The sequence below is a fragment of the Paenibacillus sp. FSL F4-0125 genome, assembly GCF_038008565.1.
In the GTDB taxonomy this organism is placed as follows: Bacteria; Bacillota; Bacilli; order Paenibacillales; family Paenibacillaceae; genus Paenibacillus_AQ.
Window position 1 is genome coordinate 5020327 of the sequence record NZ_JBBOZJ010000001.1, and the last position, 17336, is coordinate 5037662.

Below are 17336 nucleotides of genomic sequence, written 5' to 3' on the forward strand. Positions count from 1 at the left end.
ATATTGCTACGAATGAGACAGCCTTTTTTTATAATATTAAAACCATTCTTCCTGTAATCCAGCCTGGGCACTTACTACATCTTTAGGCTTCTCATCTCCATAGGGAGTGATCAGCACGGTCTCCGTGGCTTCAATCGCTGCATCCAGCATTGCAGAATATCCAGGGAGCGTAGCTTCAATTTTATCTACAATCCGTAAATTCGGGTTCGTTGTAGGTGATTTTGGAACGAATAAAGTGCAGCAATCCTCATAAGGAAGGATAGATAAATCATAGGTGCCTATATTCTTAGACAGCTCCACAATATCACTTTTGTCCATCATTACCAGCGGACGTAGGAGAGGAAGATCTGTAGCACGGCCGATCACGTTCATGCTTGGTAACGTCTGACTAGCAACCTGACCCAGACTTTCACCGGTTACGATTGCGAGTGCCCCCTCACGTTCAGCAAGCTGTGTAGTAATCCTCAACATAGCTCGACGCATCAACGTAATAATCAGGTTATCCTGACCTATTCCAGTAAAAGATGTCTGTACCTCTGTAAAGGGCACCAAATGCAGTTTGATGACTCCCGCATATCGTGACAAAACCCTCGTAAGATCAACCACCTTTTGCCGAGCAAGCTCACTCGTATAAGGATAACTATAGAAATGTACGCATTCCACCTCAAGTCCACGACGCATGGATGACCAACCCGCTACAGGACTATCAATGCCTCCGGACAGCAATAACATTGCTTTTCCATTCGTACCAAGCGGAAATCCACCAACACCAGCAATATTTTCACAAAATATATAGGTATGACCTTGGCGAATTTCGACCTTCAGCTCCAGTTGAGGTGATTTTACATCCACAGTAAGTCCGGAGTATCCTTGCAGCAGTGGGGTTGAGACTAGCTTATTCATCTCCATAGAGCCATATGGGAATTCCTTCCATACTCGACGCGCATTAACCTTAAATGTAGTTCCCGGTGCAGGAGCGATGATCTCTAAAAAATGGCGGCCGACAGCCACAATATCCTCGAGTTCCGACTTAGCCACCTTTACTGGACTGATAGAGGCAATACCAAATACGTTCTTTAGCGCTTCTACCAATTCAGTAGCAGGTTCTCCGTTCAGCTCTACATAGATTCTTCCAAACTCCTTGGTTAGAACTACCTTTGGATAAGGCTTAATCATTTCCTTCACATGACGCAGTACAGTTTTCTCAAATCTGGCACGGTTCTTGCCCTTTAATGTAAACTCCCCGAAACGCAAAAGCAGCATATCGGCATAATCTATACTATTGGCACTGCCTTTAGCAGATTCCTGATTCATCACACTCATTAGTTACTTCATACCTCCTTCAGCAATCTTTAAAGCTCGTACCGCAGTAATAAGTGCTTTCTCAAGTGCCGCGACATCTTCTTCGGTGTGACTATCACCGAAACTGATACGGATGCCTCCTGAAGCAACAGAAACATCTTTGCCCATAGACAATAGAACACGACTAGGTTCTGCCAGTCTGGAAGAGCAGGCCGATCGGGTAGAAACAGCCATCCCTAATTCCTCCAGCTTGCGGGCAAATACCTCACCTTTCATGCCTGGGTATGAGAAATGCACAATATGAGGGGCTCCATCCTCTCTGCTGTTTATAACAAATTCAGGAACGGTGTGCAAGAAGCGTAGCAGTCGATCTCGAAGCGGAAGCACTCGAGCATAAAAGGTTTCGCGTTGCTCACCACTCATCCGCACTGCTTTGGACGATGCAACAATCGCAGGTACATTCTCTGTTCCAGCACGTTGCCCCTCTTCATGTGAACCACCTGAAAGTAAAGGGAACAGTTGAATTCCTTCTTTAATATAGAGAAGCCCCGCTCCGCGTGGGCCTCTAATTTTGTGAGGAGACAAGCTGTAAAGATCCGCTTTCCATCCTTTAAGATCAACAGCAAGCTTGCCAAATCCCTGAACGCCATCTACATGAAATAAGGTTCGTGAATTGGCGGATTTAATCAACCTGCCAATCTCCTTTAGCGGCTGCACTGTTCCAATCTCATTATTTACATGCATCACACTTACGAGCACAGTATCACGCCGTACTGCAGCAGCTACTCGCTCTGGATCAATCATTCCAGTACTGTCCGGCGCTACAAAAGTAATCTCCCAGCCATTTCTCTGCAGTTGCAAACAGCTTTCATATACAGAGGGATGCTCTATTTCCGTAGTTATCAGATGACGTCCTCTTGACTGATACTGCAAAGCAGCACCTTTAATAGCTAAATTGTTACTCTCCGTAGCTCCAGATGTAAATAGGATCTCCTTCGGTTGGACAGCTAGCGCAGCCGCGCATACTTCTCGTGAACGCCTGATCAACTTAGCTGCTTCACTACCAGCACGATGTAAGGATGACGGGTTAGCATAGTGCAGCTTCATAATTTGTTCCATCGTCTTCACCACATCTTCATAGGGGGGTGTAGCGGCGGCATAATCCCAGTAAAGCATATATCGATTATCTCCTTTACTTCCTTAAAGTACAAAAATCATTCTTTCTTAAATTTCGAAAAAGGATCAAACGGTAATCCCAAATACCAGCCATGTGGTTTAAGGGAACTGCCCGTTTGATCCTTTATATTATACAGCGTATTGCGCGCGAGCGCGTTCTATTTTAGTGATATAGGACTGCGTCTCTTTTGGAAGCAGTGTAAGCTTCTCCAATAATTCCTGATCATTGCTTACCCCAAGGTTAATGACCCTGCCTGGTCCAGCATTGTAAGCCGCTAATGCCATCTTTTCCTGTCCGTCAAAGCGTTTCAATTGATAAGACAGATAGCGTACACCGCCATCAATGTTTTGAGCCGGGTCGAATGAATCTGAAACCCCTAAACCGCGTGCTGTTCCATCCATTAACTGCATTAATCCTTTTGCACCAGCCGTTGAGACAACGTTTGGATTAAAGGATGATTCTGTATCAATTACAGCTTTTATCAAATCAACTGGCACCCCGTATTTAGCACTCGCCGTTTGAATTAGATCATCATAGCTCGTTGGTTTAGTATCCGTTATTTCCCCGGAAATTACACTCTCGATGCTTTCCGCTGTCCCACCTATCTGTTGCCACAACAGGCTGCTAACAGATGACGCGTCCGGGAGTGACGTTAAGAAGCTTGTATCCCCGCTGTTAGAGGTGTTAGAAGACAAAGCTTGCAGCATTGCTGCAAATTGAGAAGCAGACGCACCTGACCTTTCAGTTTCATTCGCTGAACTACTCTTGGCGGTTGCACTCTTTAAGCTTATCCATTTAAGCTGCCCTAACCCATTGGTTACAGCGGGATTAATCTCCATACCGGCGCACTCCTTTTATCCTGTTGTATCATATATATTGATCTAACCTTAGATTTCGATGAATTACGGCTTAATATTACATTTTATCCGAGATTATTGCTATATGCTGGAATGAAAAAACAGACTTCAGACCCTGATATTTAGGTCTAAAAGCCTGTTATAATTCAAACTTTACGCTTCTTGTTTAGCGGGCAAAGGGGATCATCACAAAGTAACTAAGTGTGGATACAATCCCTAAACCCATCGCCCATGCCCCAAGCGTTTTTTGTTCTTTGGCATATGCATAATATCCAATTACAACCGATATAGGTCCAAGAATGATGGACCAGAGAAATAAGGAGGCAATACCCATAGCCAGCCCAGTATAACCCATCACTTGGCTGCCACTGTATTCCACTTCTTCCTCCTTAGTTTCACTCGCCACACGCGGTGTTGTATCCCGAACCGGCATCGATACCGGATTCACCTCTGCGGCATATTCCTCTTGATGTTCTCTATCCCGGCGAGGATAGTCTACTCTGCGCGGACGCAATATGACTTTTCTCGGACCGGATGGTCCATTGGATGAACTTGATTCATGATCCTTTTCTCTGTCCATTAGGGCGGCCTCCTAGGAGTTCGGCTTAAAAGTTAAACAGCATGTTGCAGACGATGTTGCGACATGATCGTGGTGACCCTCATTCGTCATTTCCTCAGCATATTCTTCTTTAAATCCACTACCCGCATGCTTGTCGATCTCAATAATAATTTCTTCAGCCCGGCATAAATTATGCTCGCCCCAATAATGACAATTGCTCACACTACATTTGACTAATGGCTTTACACTCGACATATTTATCACCTCGGCTTCATTATGTCCGCTCGATTTCCCGCCTATTCGACAGGCAGGTTTCCAGTTGATGTAACGAAGCCCACGCAAAATATCCCCACAAAGTGGGGGGTGCTTCGATGCGTACTCAGGTACTTTGTGGGGGCCCCAAATATATAAATTCTAATACGTCAAAAAAGGACCAGCCTTCGCCATTATAAATGGACGAAGTGCTGATCCTTTACACGAACAATTTAACTGTTAAACCTGATTTTGCATACGTTTCTCAGTCAAATAGTCGTTCTCATAATAAGTAAGGTCATCGCGTAACTCTTCATAAGTCTTGGTAATTTCAAGAATGATATCACGTGCCGGACGAACTGGCTTTTTACGGAAACGAATGGCATCCTGTCCAGTATAAGCATAACGTCCATCTTCAGAATAGCTTTCATTCTTTGGATAGAAGAAGTTATTCACGCCATAGTGATACACATTATAAAGCGCTTTCTGCGCAAAAGATTCATCGAATGTAGCACGACGAAGCGCAACTCCCAGCTTCTCATAAGACATTTCCGAGAACACTAACAGATGACGAACATCGGACAGAAATCCTTGATAAAAGTGTACAGTTTCCTCATCACTTTCAGTTACAAGTTGAGGCAACGCATGCTCGTTTAGAAAAATTTCCATCTTATCAATTACATCTTTAAGTTTGTCTCTCGTCGATTCACATAATTTCTGCACATTGGCTGCTGACATGGCGGTTGCTCCCCCTTATTATTCCCTGCTCTTGTAGTCAATAAAGTTAATCCTATGAAGAAATAGTCTCTAGACGTATCTCTTTATTCTTGCAATATCAGGATGTAAACACAGAGAAGTCTAACCTTCTGAAAATTAAAAGAACATCTATCGACATATCTCCTGCAATATCAGGATGCGAACTCCAGATGCTTATTCTCTCTGATATTATCATAAAAAACGTAAGGAAGGTATCCTTTTCTAAGATGCATAAAACATAGGCTCTCTTCTAAACCTATAGACATTACAATGTGTAGAGGAGCGGAAATCATGTCACGAAAAAATCTAACGGTTGCAGGTCTGATAACAGCTGCGTTCACAGTTGTTTTACTCACCTTTGCGCTGCGCCCTGCTGCTAATGGGACAACCAGAGAAGTCGCTAATGTCGCTGTACCGAATCCTGCTCCAACTTCAGCCCTGCATTCAGCACCAAATCCTTCACAGGAAAAGTCGTTGAAGAAAACCTCCTTATCTCAAGATGTTGATGCGACGGATCACCTGAATAGAGTCGATGTCAGCAGACATTTGACCAAGCTCCTCTCTGAAACGGATGGAATGACTTCGCTCCATGATAAATCAGTGTATGCGAAACGTTTGCAGCAGAACCACGGATTTATCACCATGCTAATGTGGATCGATTTTCGCAAGCATAAAACGGAAACCTTTAAGTCCTCCTCATTTCCTCAAGGGACCGAACAGGAGAAACAACAGCTACAGAAATATCTAAAGACGGCGAAATCAGCGATCCATGGTCATCAATCCTATGAATCTCCAACGTTTACAATCGGTAAAGAGAAATATTACTTTATCGCTCAGCGGAACAAAGAAAAAAATGTAGGCATCATCGCACTTATTAACCAAAAGGTGCTTGGGCGTGTGGCAGATCATCAGCTGAAGAACCTGCGTCTCATTCCTTATCCGAAGGAAGGCAAGTACCGTGTAGAGTCTGTCCATACCGACAATTTAAAGGATATCACCGTCAAGACTGGTCACGATAACGAAAACGCCAGCCATTTTTATGAGAATGAAATTGTCGTCCGTTTCCGCAACAACTCACCTACACCGGGGCAGCTTCAAACGATAACCGCTGACATCAACGGTAAGAAGCCGCGTAAGCTTGGGTATGCCTATATTTTTCGTTCAGAGAAGATGACTTATTATGAGCTCAAAGACTATTTCACCAATAAATGGCATCCTGAATATACAGAGCCCCACTATATGTATTTAACCAATGATACGATAACTAAAAACGCAGAGGGAACCGTTACTCCAAATGACATGTTATTCTCCACTTATCAATGGAATTTGCCGGCGATAGAAACCGAACTAGGGTGGAACCTTTCTAAGGGTAGTAAAGAGGTTGTCGTGGCTGTGGTGGATACCGGAGTCCAGATCAATCATCCAGATCTAAAAGGTAAGCTTTTGACCGGGTATAATGCGATCACCAACGGTTCCACCCCAGAAGATGATGTAGGACATGGCACACATGTATCTGGAATTATAGGCGCACTGGTTAATAACGGAGAAGGCGTGGCGGGAATTAGCTGGTATAACAAGATCCTTCCGGTAAAAGCACTCGATAATTCAGGAGCAGGTACCACATATTCCGTAGCAGAAGGAATCATTTGGGCAGCTGACAACGGTGCAAAAGTCATAAATTTAAGCCTAGGCAACTACGCGGATTCGCAGTTTCTTCATGACGCAATCAAATATGCCTATGACCGAGATATCGTCTTGGTATCTGCTGCAGGCAATGATAATACAGAACGCCCAGGATACCCTGCTGCCTATCCTGAAGTGATTGCAGTAGCTGCAACCAATGCTTCGGGGGAAAAAGCTTCCTTCTCCAACTACGGCGATTATATTGATGTCGCTGCACCCGGAGAAAGCATAGCAAGTACTTACCCTGATAGCCAGTATGCCGCTTTATCCGGAACATCGATGGCCAGTCCTCACGTCGCTGCACTGGCAGGTCTGGTTCGTTCACTGAATCCGAATCTAACGAATACCGAAGTTATGGATCTTATGACCAAAAATGCCGTTGATTTAGGCACTCCCGGTCATGACAAATATTTCGGCTGGGGTCAGGTCGATATCTATAAGACACTGCAAGCCGCTAGCGGCAATCAGGTTCCGCTACAGCTATGGCCACAGCATGTACAACAGCAAATGAATCAATTGAAACAAAGATTAAGTAACTCTAAGTAACACCCCTTAACCGCTCACCCGCAAAAACCGACCAAGCAGACGGAGAAATAACCGTAAACCTTCCTCCATATCCGTTTCATTCATTTGTGAATAACACAAACGGATATGCCGAGAAGGAGTTTCTGCGGAATAACAGACATCACCAGGTAAAAAAGAAATGCTCTCTTGTTCGGCGAGCTCATGTAATCTTGCGATATCGGGAGAAGCTGGTAGCTCCAGCCATAGATTAAGTCCTCCCTCAGGAAGAATATAGTTCACTCCAGGCGGCGCGTAGAGCTTAAGCAGCTTTGCCGCCTTTTCCATGCGACCACGAAGTGTAATTCGTAATTGAGCAGCATAGGATTCATACTTACCCGCAATAAACGGCAATACTGCCCGTTGCGTGAGGAGAGGACTCCCTAGATCACTTGCAGACTTAGCGGCGATAAGCCGAGACAGAATATTCCTCTCAGCGGCAACACAAGCAATTCTACAGCCGGGTGCTATAACTTTACTGAAGCTCTTCATATAAACTACATGCCCTTGGGAATCCATCGATTTGATTGCCCCAGGCGGAGGCGCATGAAAATATAAATCACTAAATGGATCATCCTCTACAATAAGGCAACGATAACTGCGGGCTAATTCCAGCAGCCGTTGTCTTCTTGCCATGCTCATGGTTACTCCGCTCGGATTCTGAAAAGTAGGGATGGTATAAATCAGTTTAGGCGGTCTCTGATCACACATTCTTGTCAGAAGGTCCACCCTCATCCCTTCACTGTCCGTTGGTACAAAGATCATCTCTGCACCCCGTCCTGCAAAAACATCAATAGCCCCAGTATAACTAGGCGCCTCAAGATACACAGTATCTCCAGGTCCGACAAAGGTACGAGCTACCAGATCAATGCCTTGCTGAGTTCCGCTTGTGATCATCAAATCCGAGGAGGTGAGCGAAATTCCACGTGTTTTCAAATGATCTCTCATGATTCCTCGCAGTTCCAGATCACCTTGGAAGTTCCCATAGGTTGCCATAAGCTCCGGCTGCTGAGTGACTAATGCTGCATAGGAGTCACCGATATTTTTTAGAGGGAGTAGCTCACTATGAATTGCAGCTATATGAAAGGGATACTTTACTTCAGAGTAATCAAAATTGCGCCAAAGCTGAGCTCGCGGCAAATAATCATCATATACATCCTGCCAGCGCCCCTCTTCCTGACGTTTAATATGCCCAGGATCGGCTACAAAGCAACCTTTACCCTGTCTGCAATAAATAAGCCCTCGCTTCTCAAGCACATCGTAAGCCTTGCTTACAGTAACCTGACTTACTCTCAGAGTTGTAGCCAAACTTCTTACGGAGGGCAGCCGGACACCTTGCTGGAGCAGTCCTGATGAGATCCGCTGATTTAGGGTTTCACTGATCTGATGGGGCAGAGATTTACTGCCGCCTCGAATCAAATCGATATGCATGAACCCTTCACCTCCACTGTTATATTCAACGCTTTACTGTTATACAGTACTCCTATTATGATAGCACCAAATCGAAAGGTGGAGAACTCATTTATGGATATCAAATACTCAACAGCAGCCAATCATCTAGGATCATCAGCCGTTCGCGAGATTCTAAAAGTTACACAGGGCAATGACATCATTTCACTTGCAGGCGGGCTGCCTGGGGAGGATTTGTTTCCCTTGGAGGCCGTACGGGACGCTTATAACCGTGTACTCTCCAGCGATACCTCAGCACTTCAATACGGACTAACCGAGGGCTTTACTCCACTACGTGACAAAATCGCTGAAAGACTTACTCGGCAAGGAATCCCTGTTTCAGCGTCTGAAATGATTCTGACTACTGGTTCCCAACAGGCCATAGATCTACTATGTAAAATACTACTTGACCCGGGTGATGCTGTGCTTGTTGAAGCCCCCACTTATCTAGCAGCCTTACAGGTGCTTGGCTCCTATCGAGCTGATATTCATACGATCAATAACGACGAGCAAGGCATTCTGCCAGATCATCTGGAGAATCAAATTCAAAAACTACGTCCCAAACTCCTATATGCAGTTCCGACCTTCAACAATCCTTCAGGCGCAACCTGGAGTAAAGAACGTCGTGAGAAAGTGGTTGAAATCTGCCGCCGTTACAATGTTCTGATCTTGGAGGACAATCCCTACGGTGAAATAACCTTTGAGGAAAATAAAGATCTTTATCCACCCTCACTAGCGTCCATCGACAGAAGCTATGGCGGCGATTATTGTGTTGCTTACACTGGAACCTTTTCCAAAATCGTAGCCCCTGCCCTGCGTACCGGCTGGATTATCGGTGATTCTAATCTCATCAAGACCATCGCCAAAGCAAAACAAGCAGCTGATCTGCATTCTAGCACTATTGACCAGCGCGCTTTAGATGAACTGCTGCTTCATTTCGATATTGAGCAGCATATCCGTGTCATCTCAAGAGAATATTATTCTCGAATGAAACTTTTATCCGCTGAACTCAGATCACAGAACTGGGAAGGTGCTCATTTTTCAGAGCCACGAGGCGGTATGTTCTTATGGCTTACGCTTTCCCAAGAGATCAACACGAAGGAATTACTTCCGCTAGCAGTAGAGAACGGTGTTGCTTTTGTTCCAGGTGAGGTGTTCTATTCATCACAGCCCCTGAAGAACAAGATGCGTCTGAATTTCACACATACGCCACCTGAACTTATCCCCGTTGCTGTTCAGCGTCTGGAGAAAGCGTTGGTAGAATGGCGGGAGAATCAATCCACGGTTCGATCGTAATCATGATCTAATAACCCGGCTTCTTCATCCTTTATAGGATGGGGAAGCCGGGTTATTTAATTCCCTGCATGCCTAGAGTAATTTACTTCTTAGACACTTCTATGCTATCTTTATTGATCCTAAAATATCCATTTTCAACAAAAGACATGATTCTACTGACACTTACCCCTGTTTGAAGGGATATATTTAATACCATCGTGTCGGGTGAAGTCTCTACGATTTGCCTGATTCTCTGATACATCTCATCACAACTATTGCACATTCTTTTATTGTTTCGTTCATATAAATGTCCGCAGAACCCGCAAATCTGATAATTACCCATGCTACACGTTTCCCACTTTCTACATATCTTCTTGCCACGAGCATAAACACCTTTAGCGTTATAAGGACGGTAAGCATTTATGAGAGAAATATAAGGATAATGTATAACGTGAAGCTTATACTTTCTTATATTTATAAAAAAGCGACGTGATCCGGTTTCCCGAGATACGCCGCTTGTATGGTGTTGTTAAAAATGACGTTGCAGTTAGGAAAGTTTGCCGTAAGCCGGGTTCTGTGCTCGTCGTGGTTCGATCGGGAACTACCCTCCCACCATAAGCGACAATCATCTATCTAGGCCGTACATTACTGCACAGCTCCAGCGACCAACCTAGACGCGCCTCAGGCTAAGGCTGCCTATTCCAATAAAGGAATCTGCTGCGTCTCATTAGGTCTTGCTCCAGATGGGGTTTACCAGGAACGAAGTCACCAGCGTTCCTCGGGGTCTCTTACACCTCGGTTCCATCCTTGCCTGTGCCGCCCTAAGGCGGCCATCGGCGGTCCATTTCTGTGGCACTATCCTTCGGCTCGCGCCGACTGGACGTTATCCAGCATCCTGCCTTATGGAGCCCGGACTTTCCTCCCGTGACGTCTTCACGTCACCGGCGATTGTCTGTCAAACTTTCCGAACAACATTATATATTATACAGACATCACATGTCTGGCACAAGCATTATTAACTGGCAATTTTATAGAAACTTAAATGGCTCCGTATTCACCTGCGAAGCATGTACAGCTGTATCGTATTTATGCTCCACTAGTTTCCCCGTCATCCACTCTGCTACTTTCTCTTTCATGATCTTCTCCGCGTTATGTCCCGGATCAATCAGAGTGATACCAGCGAGCACGGCATCCTGTGCTGTATGGTAATCAAGGTCACCGGTAACCAGTACATCCGCACCACGGAAAATAGCACTATTATAATACTTTCCACCGGAACCGCCGAGAACAGCAGCCTTACGAATCGGACGCTCCAAATCACCCACAACACGAACATGGTCTACCTTCAGACCTTTTTTTACCGTCTCAACAAATTGCCCAAGTGTTGTAGGCTCTTTGAGCTTACCTACTCGCCCAAGCCCTAAACTGCGACCTTTAAGATCCATCGTGTACAAATCGTAGGCAACTTCTTCATACGGATGAGCCTTGAGCATAGCCTGTACCACTTTATTGCGGATTGTGTGTGGCACGATCGTCTCAATACGAATCTCTTCGGCACGCTCCAGCTTACCTTTTTCCCCGATATAAGGATCTGTGCCTTCTCCCGGAATAAAAGTTCCGTATCCCTCGATATTAAAGCTGCAATGACTATAGTTGCCAATTGCCCCTGCTCCTGCATTCAGGATGGCATCCAGCACTTTCTGATGGTGGTCTTTTGGCACAAATACCACCAGCTTCGACAATTGCTCTGAATGAATGTCTTTGATAGGTACTCCGTTCTCTATGCCCAGGGCTTCTGCCATCCAATCGTTCATTCCACCTTCAGTAACATCCAGATTCGTATGACTGATATATACCGCGATGTCATTTTTGATCAGTTTTTCATACATTCTCCCCATCGGTGTATCGGTCTGAATCCCTTGAAGCGGACGAAAAATAATCGCATGGTGGGCTATAATTAGATTACAGCCGAGTCTAATTGCTTCTTCGACGACTTCATCATTAACATCCAGTGCAACCAGCACACTGGTAATTTCTTTCTGTAAGGAACCTAGTTGCAGACCGACTTTGTCCCACTCTTCGGCTAAATGCTTCGGAGCCAGTTGCTCCATATATTGAATTACTGTTTGTCCTTTGGCAAGCATTGCAGCACCTCCGTAATCTCCTTGATCTGATCTCGAATTAATTTCCGTTTATTCTCCGCAGATTCGAGTTCTGAACGTGATAATGATGTTAGAATGCCTTCCAATTTCTGAATCTCTCCCTGCCACTTAGCAAAAAACACTTCATTCGGTGCTTGAATCAGAAAAGGTCCCATCTGTAGCAAGGTATCCCGACCACGAACCATAGCGGAATCGCCTAACGTAACCTCACGATATACATTGGCATTTGTAATTCCCGCACTTGAATCCTCTGGTACAGCGGTCAATACTTCATACAGCTTTCCGTCTTCTTCCAGAATGCTTTCAGCTACAAGAACCCAATCATTATTTAGCAGCCATCGACGCAAAATATCCTCGCCCACATTCGGCTGAAGTACAAGTGTTGTAACATCCTTTAGCTTGCCTTGACTTTGACCACGGTCTAAAATGGAGGCAATTAAAGCCCCTCCCATGCCAGCGATCGTGATACAATTAACTTCACCAGGTTCCAGTACCTCAAGGCCATCACCTCGCCGCACTGAGATCACCTTCCCTAGTCCGGCCTCTGCAACGCCTTTACAAGCAGCATCAAAGGGACCCGGGTTTACCTCACCTGCTACTGCGAATACAGCCTTACCGCTTTTTACAGCAGCTACAGGAAGCAGAGCATGATCAGAGCCGATGTCTGCCAACCTGCTTCCTTGCGGAATTTGCTCCAGCAATTGCTGAAGACGATCTGATAATTTCACATTGTTCATGTTGCCACCCACGTTATCCATTTTTTTCGAAACAAGAACAGCAGGACCAAGCCTACCGCAATTTTAAAAATCAGCATAAACGAAATCCACTGTGGATAATCCTGTCTGAATAAAAGCGCATCGAGCTCAGGCATGATCCATAGCGATACTCCCACTGCAAAAAAAACACTAGCGACGCCTCTCACTCTGTGATGTAAAAGCCAGCTAAGCCACACCATCATTACACACAATGGTAGCCATAAGAGCTCAAGCTCTAGCATCGAAGCCTCAGGGCGTTTACCCCCAAAGAATCCCGCATATAGTAATGCCCAAAAAGCATAACCGCAGTACTGCAGCAAGCCGATCCGGAGTACAAATCCCAAAATACACCATAACAAGCCACAGGCCCCAATCAGAATCGGTCTCCAGAGCTGGGGATCAAGATCATGCAAAGCAATCAACCATAGTCCAAAACCAAGCGTTAACACACTGCCTAGCCCTGCTAGGATAAGACTAATCACATGATTTCGATCCCTGTAAACCGCTGAGTATCCATAACAAACAATTAATACGGATAGTGCTGTTGCAAGTTGCAAAGGCCAGGGAAAAACGCTAAAATAAAGACTAATCAAGAAAATCAAGGAAATAATTCCAAAACCAAACAGCCAAATTTTGATGTTTCCCTGCTGTAGATTCTTCAGCGAAATTGGATTGTTGTCCTTGGCCGCAGCTTCATCGTCATACAGGTTGGTTAAGAAGTCGCAATATTGCTCTGGAAGCAATCTGTTATTTCTCCAATACTGAATCTCTTTTATAATAATTTCGCGTTTTTCCAAATTCACTGGCTCATCCTTCTTTCCAGATACACAAGGTCAGCACTTTTTAGGGTCGTAATTCAAATAAAAGAACCTCCTGCTACTGAGCAGCAGAAGGTCCAGTTCATGAAATACTATTCAAGGAAATCCTTAAGTCGTTTGCTACGGCTAGGATGACGAAGCTTACGTAATGCTTTAGCTTCAATTTGGCGAATCCGTTCACGGGTAACACCGAACACTTTGCCCACTTCTTCAAGCGTTCTCGTCCGGCCATCATCTAAGCCAAAACGTAGACGAAGTACATTCTCTTCACGCTCTGTGAGCGTGTCCAGTACATCCTCCAGCTGTTCCTTCAGCAGTTCATAGGCTGCTGCATCCGCGGGAGCCAAGGCTTCCTGATCCTCAATGAAATCTCCCAGATGAGAATCGTCTTCTTCACCGATCGGTGTTTCGAGCGATACTGGTTCTTGGGCAATCTTCATGATTTCTCTAACTTTCTCAACCGTCAGCTCCATCTCAGCCGCAATTTCCTCTGGCGAAGGTTCACGTCCCAGTTCTTGCAGCAATTGACGAGAGACACGAATCAGCTTGTTGATCGTCTCCACCATGTGTACAGGAATACGAATCGTACGTGCCTGATCCGCAATCGCGCGGGTAATGGCCTGACGAATCCACCAAGTTGCATACGTACTAAATTTGAACCCTTTGTTATGGTCAAATTTCTCTACCGCTTTGATCAGACCCATGTTACCTTCCTGAATCAGATCGAGGAACAGCATACCGCGTCCAACATAACGTTTAGCGATACTTACTACGAGACGTAAATTCGCTTCCGCGAGACGACGTTTGGCTTCCTCGTCACCATTCTTAATCCGCATAGCAAGCTCCACTTCATCGTCAGCCGACAACAGCGGAACGCGCCCAATTTCTTTCAGATACATACGGACAGGGTCATTAATCTTAATCCCTGGCGGCAGTGACAAATCATCATCAAAGCTGAACTCATCGCCCTCTTTGTCTTCATTGTCCTCATTTGGCCGGAGGCTGTTAACCTCTTCATCGTTCTCGTTTACAACTTCAATCCCCAAATCACTGAGTTGTTCATAGAACTCCTCCATTTGCTCGGGGTCTTGATCAAACGGCGATAATTTCTCCATAATATCTTTGTATAGCAATGATGATCTTTTCTTGCCTTGCTCAATAAGCTGGTCCTTAACCTGATCCAAAGTAAATTCTGCTTCCAATTCAGTATGCTGATCGTTCGCCATAATTCGACTCCCTCCTCCCTAGGTACATCCTGTCAACATTTCATTGTCTCTCTAGGGCTATAATCTCACTTGCTATTTGTGCCGCACGCAAAAAGTCACCTGACTTTTCCGCCTGAATCATCTCTTCACGCTTCTGATCCATCTTGCGCTGCAGTGGGTATTTCCGTACTTCACGGATACAATCATCCAGCACCTGCATATTCCAGTCTGGAGGTGTATCCATCATGGAAATTGATGTAGCAGTTTTCTCTAGACGATCATCCTGAAGCGATGATAGAAACCGACTAATGCCGGGTGGTTTGCCTTGCGCGTAATAGGCATATAGATAAGCGGCAATTGCCGCATGATCATCGATGTTAAAATCTTCTCCGAGGCGTTCGCCCACATACGTGGCGGCTTCCGGGTCCTGAATCATAAAGGACAGTAGACGCCGTTCCGCGACATGATAAGCGGGCAGCAAAGTTGGTGTCTGCACTTGCCCTTTTTTATGCCTACCATTATTCCACCTTTTGTCGTTATTATCCCCTTCCGGGATGTTTTTTTGCATCGATGCCCTAAGTAAATTACAATCCTGCTTCAAACTATCATATGAAAGTTCCAGCTCAGAAGCGATTTCCCTTAGGTAAACCTCTCTCTCGGTCGAGGAATGTAACGAAGCAATGACCTCCAAAGCTTCTTTAACGTAGGCAATTTTGCCATCTTCCTCTAGGAGTATATGGTTTTTTTTCAGATATATAAGCTTAAATTTTATGGATGAGACCGCTGAATCAATAACCTGATCCATAAACCTTCCTCCACCATGCTTGGAGATGAACTCATCTGGATCGAGCCCGCTTGGCAGTAAGGCGATCTTTACACGCAGACCACTGCCTTCAAGCATAGGAATGGACTTCATAGCAGCTGCTTGTCCTGCCCGGTCACCATCATAAGACAGTACAATTTCATCGGCCAGACTCTTCATCAGTGCTACATGACTTTCAGTTAAAGATGTTCCCATTGTTGCTACACCGTTATGCACACCTGCTTCCCAGGCCGAAATGACATCTCCGTATCCTTCAAAGAGGACGATTTGCCGCATTTTGCGGATGGATGCTTTGGACTGGTGCAAATTGTATAAAATCCGGCTTTTGTTAAACAATCTGCTCTCTGGAGAATTCAAATACTTGGGTTGTCCTTCTCCAAGAATTCTTCCGGCAAATGCAATCACCTTGCCTGTGCGGTTCGCAATCGGAAAAATAATCCGACCACGGAAACGGTCTATATATCCTTTGCCCTCGCCTCGAGCAGACAGGAGTCCACCTTTCTCCATCTCAGCAAGATCAAAATTCCGTTTCTCCAAAAATTGTAGCAAAGTATCCCAGCGGTCCGGAGCATATCCGATCTGAAACTGGTCAATCATTTTATCGCTGAAGTTCCGGGCTCTTAAATACTCCATAGCGGCTTTGCCGTGTTCCGTATTCTTCAGCAAGTAATGATAAAACTTTGCGGACCATTCATAAGCTTGAATCAACCGATCGCGTTCCGGATCAGGAGGAGACATCAGGCCTCCCTTACCTTCAGGTACGAGAATATCACTTTCTTCAGCCATTATTTTGACGGCTTCGGGGAAGGTTAATCCTTCGATTTCCATCCTAAATTTGATGGCATTTCCACCCATGCCGCAGCCAAAGCAATGAAATACTCCCCGGTCGGGGGTAACTGTAAAGGAAGGGGTTTTCTCCGAATGAAACGGGCAGAGGCCCCATAAATATTTCCCCTGCTTGGACAAATGGACAACCTTACCGACTGTATCGACAATATCATGACGTGCAAGCACGCTTTCGATAACTTCTTCCGGAATATTCCCGTGTCCGCTAGCCACTTCAACCACCTTCAATTCTTAACAAATAAATATAATTCGCTATTGCTCCACATTCTCCTGCAAAAGTATTAAAAGTTTTGTCATTTTATGTTGAAAATATAATTTTTCTTCTGCCGTTATAGGTTTCGGACCCTTAGAATAATGTCCCCGTCTTCGTTCCACGGCCCTGGCATGCCTACCTTCCAACATAAAATCCATTTTGAAATCATCATATTCCTGGCCACGAAAAGAAAGCACACTGCAACGTTTGCCGAGCGCAAGTGCTGCGAGACCATAATCTTGCGTCAATACCACATCTCCTGCATTAATATGATTGGCAATATATAGATCGGCGCTCTGATCTCCCCGGTCCACCTGCACAACCGTTACACCCTCTTCAGCTTTTAGTGCATGGTCATAAGAAGATACCATCAGTACTGGCACACCAAAAGCGCGCCCTACTTCGGCAATTTCTTTTTTGACCGGACAAGCATCCCCATCCACGACTATAGTTCTAGATTGGGACTTCTTCTCCATGATCATCACCAATTTCCCGTGTAATATATATACGCCCTCACCGCAAGAAATCCTTCTTTCTATGCATAAATACGGAACGGATGTCAAATGACGCATTGGCACCGTTCCGTATATTTATACCCCAAAC

General features: G+C 45.1%; 15 protein-coding genes and 1 other RNA gene. 2 read left to right on the forward strand and 14 right to left on the reverse strand.

Going from position 1 to position 17336, the window contains the following annotated elements; translation table 11 throughout:
• Positions 1–36: 36 nt before the first annotated feature.
• The 6 genes from thiI to NST74_RS22410 form a co-directional block, all read right to left on the reverse strand.
• Positions 37–1323, reverse strand: coding sequence for a tRNA uracil 4-sulfurtransferase ThiI (gene thiI / locus NST74_RS22385; RefSeq protein WP_341114486.1), 1287 nt, complete (start codon positions 1321–1323; stop codon positions 37–39).
• Positions 1324–1326: 3 nt separating this feature from the next.
• Positions 1327–2478, reverse strand: coding sequence for a cysteine desulfurase family protein (locus tag NST74_RS22390; RefSeq protein ID WP_341114487.1), 1152 nt, complete (start codon positions 2476–2478; stop codon positions 1327–1329).
• Positions 2479–2607: 129 nt separating this feature from the next.
• The gene (locus NST74_RS22395; RefSeq protein WP_341114488.1) at positions 2608–3318 is read right to left on the reverse strand and encodes a lytic transglycosylase domain-containing protein; all 711 of its coding nucleotides are present in this window, start codon (positions 3316–3318) and stop codon (positions 2608–2610) included.
• Positions 3319–3502: 184 nt separating this feature from the next.
• On the reverse strand, positions 3503–3916 hold the full coding sequence (locus NST74_RS22400; protein ID WP_339287679.1) for a hypothetical protein: 414 nt from the start codon (positions 3914–3916) through the stop codon (positions 3503–3505).
• 12 nt (positions 3917–3928) lie between these two features.
• Positions 3929–4150, reverse strand: a complete 222-nt coding sequence (locus NST74_RS22405) for a DUF1540 domain-containing protein (protein WP_076117472.1) — start codon at positions 4148–4150, stop codon at positions 3929–3931.
• 237 nt (positions 4151–4387) lie between these two features.
• Positions 4388–4885, reverse strand: a complete 498-nt coding sequence (locus NST74_RS22410; protein WP_042130298.1) for a YpuI family protein — start codon at positions 4883–4885, stop codon at positions 4388–4390.
• Positions 4886–5194: 309 nt separating this feature from the next.
• Between NST74_RS22410 and NST74_RS22415 the strand changes: the two genes are divergently transcribed.
• Positions 5195–7132, forward strand: coding sequence for a S8 family peptidase (locus NST74_RS22415; protein WP_341114491.1), 1938 nt, complete (start codon positions 5195–5197; stop codon positions 7130–7132).
• 6 nt (positions 7133–7138) lie between these two features.
• Here the strand turns inward: NST74_RS22415 and pdxR are convergent, their stop codons facing one another.
• Positions 7139–8578: a MocR-like pyridoxine biosynthesis transcription factor PdxR gene (gene pdxR, locus NST74_RS22420; RefSeq protein ID WP_042130302.1), complete on the reverse strand. Its 1440-nt coding sequence runs from the start codon at positions 8576–8578 to the stop codon at positions 7139–7141.
• 93 nt (positions 8579–8671) lie between these two features.
• Between pdxR and NST74_RS22425 the strand changes: the two genes are divergently transcribed.
• Positions 8672–9892 carry an aminotransferase-like domain-containing protein gene (locus NST74_RS22425; RefSeq protein WP_341114493.1) on the forward strand — a complete coding sequence of 407 codons (1221 nt, stop codon included), beginning with the start codon at positions 8672–8674 and terminating at the stop codon, positions 9890–9892.
• Between the two features lie 527 nt (positions 9893–10419).
• Here NST74_RS22425 and rnpB read toward each other — a convergent pair.
• The 7 genes from rnpB to NST74_RS22460 all read right to left on the reverse strand — a co-directional run bounded on the left by rnpB (position 10420) and on the right by NST74_RS22460 (position 17209).
• An RNA gene (gene rnpB, locus NST74_RS22430) (RNase P RNA component class A) lies at positions 10420–10835 on the reverse strand.
• 64 nt (positions 10836–10899) lie between these two features.
• Positions 10900–12015 (reverse strand): Nif3-like dinuclear metal center hexameric protein, encoded by a 1116-nt coding sequence (locus NST74_RS22435; protein WP_341114495.1) that lies wholly within the window; start codon positions 12013–12015, stop codon positions 10900–10902.
• Positions 11991–12761, reverse strand: coding sequence for a tRNA (adenine(22)-N(1))-methyltransferase (locus NST74_RS22440; RefSeq protein ID WP_076117474.1), 771 nt, complete (start codon positions 12759–12761; stop codon positions 11991–11993). Before NST74_RS22440 ends, NST74_RS22435 begins: the two co-directional genes overlap by 25 nt.
• A gap of 5 nt (positions 12762–12766) precedes the next feature.
• Entirely contained in the window at positions 12767–13591 is an 825-nt protein-coding gene (locus tag NST74_RS22445) for a hypothetical protein (RefSeq protein ID WP_341114497.1), read from the reverse strand.
• 107 nt (positions 13592–13698) lie between these two features.
• Complete coding sequence (rpoD, locus tag NST74_RS22450) at positions 13699–14832, reverse strand: RNA polymerase sigma factor RpoD (protein WP_042130309.1); 1134 nt, start codon at positions 14830–14832, stop codon at positions 13699–13701.
• A gap of 40 nt (positions 14833–14872) precedes the next feature.
• Positions 14873–16693: a DNA primase gene (gene dnaG / locus NST74_RS22455; protein WP_341115956.1), complete on the reverse strand. Its 1821-nt coding sequence runs from the start codon at positions 16691–16693 to the stop codon at positions 14873–14875.
• A 39-nt stretch (positions 16694–16732) separates the two neighbouring features.
• The gene (locus NST74_RS22460) at positions 16733–17209 is read right to left on the reverse strand and encodes a YaiI/YqxD family protein (RefSeq protein WP_341114499.1); all 477 of its coding nucleotides are present in this window, start codon (positions 17207–17209) and stop codon (positions 16733–16735) included.
• Positions 17210–17336 lie beyond the last annotated feature (127 nt).

Excerpts from the sequence above, each read along its gene's own strand:
- thiI (WP_341114486.1), bottom strand. The coding sequence starts at position 1,323 with ATGAGTGTGATGAATCAGGAATCTGCTAAAGGCAGTGCCAATAGTATA.
- NST74_RS22390 (WP_341114487.1), bottom strand. The coding sequence starts at position 2,478 with ATGCTTTACTGGGATTATGCCGCCGCTACACCCCCCTATGAAGATGTG.
- NST74_RS22395 (WP_341114488.1), bottom strand. The coding sequence starts at position 3,318 with ATGGAGATTAATCCCGCTGTAACCAATGGGTTAGGGCAGCTTAAATGG.
- NST74_RS22400 (WP_339287679.1), bottom strand. The coding sequence starts at position 3,916 with ATGGACAGAGAAAAGGATCATGAATCAAGTTCATCCAATGGACCATCC.
- NST74_RS22405 (WP_076117472.1), bottom strand. The coding sequence starts at position 4,150 with ATGTCGAGTGTAAAGCCATTAGTCAAATGTAGTGTGAGCAATTGTCAT.
- NST74_RS22410 (WP_042130298.1), bottom strand. The coding sequence starts at position 4,885 with ATGTCAGCAGCCAATGTGCAGAAATTATGTGAATCGACGAGAGACAAA.
- NST74_RS22415 (WP_341114491.1), top strand. The coding sequence starts at position 5,195 with ATGTCACGAAAAAATCTAACGGTTGCAGGTCTGATAACAGCTGCGTTC.
- pdxR (WP_042130302.1), bottom strand. The coding sequence starts at position 8,578 with ATGCATATCGATTTGATTCGAGGCGGCAGTAAATCTCTGCCCCATCAG.
- NST74_RS22425 (WP_341114493.1), top strand. The coding sequence starts at position 8,672 with ATGGATATCAAATACTCAACAGCAGCCAATCATCTAGGATCATCAGCC.
- NST74_RS22435 (WP_341114495.1), bottom strand. The coding sequence starts at position 12,015 with ATGCTTGCCAAAGGACAAACAGTAATTCAATATATGGAGCAACTGGCT.
- rpoD (WP_042130309.1), bottom strand. The coding sequence starts at position 14,832 with ATGGCGAACGATCAGCATACTGAATTGGAAGCAGAATTTACTTTGGAT.
- NST74_RS22460 (WP_341114499.1), bottom strand. The coding sequence starts at position 17,209 with ATGGAGAAGAAGTCCCAATCTAGAACTATAGTCGTGGATGGGGATGCT.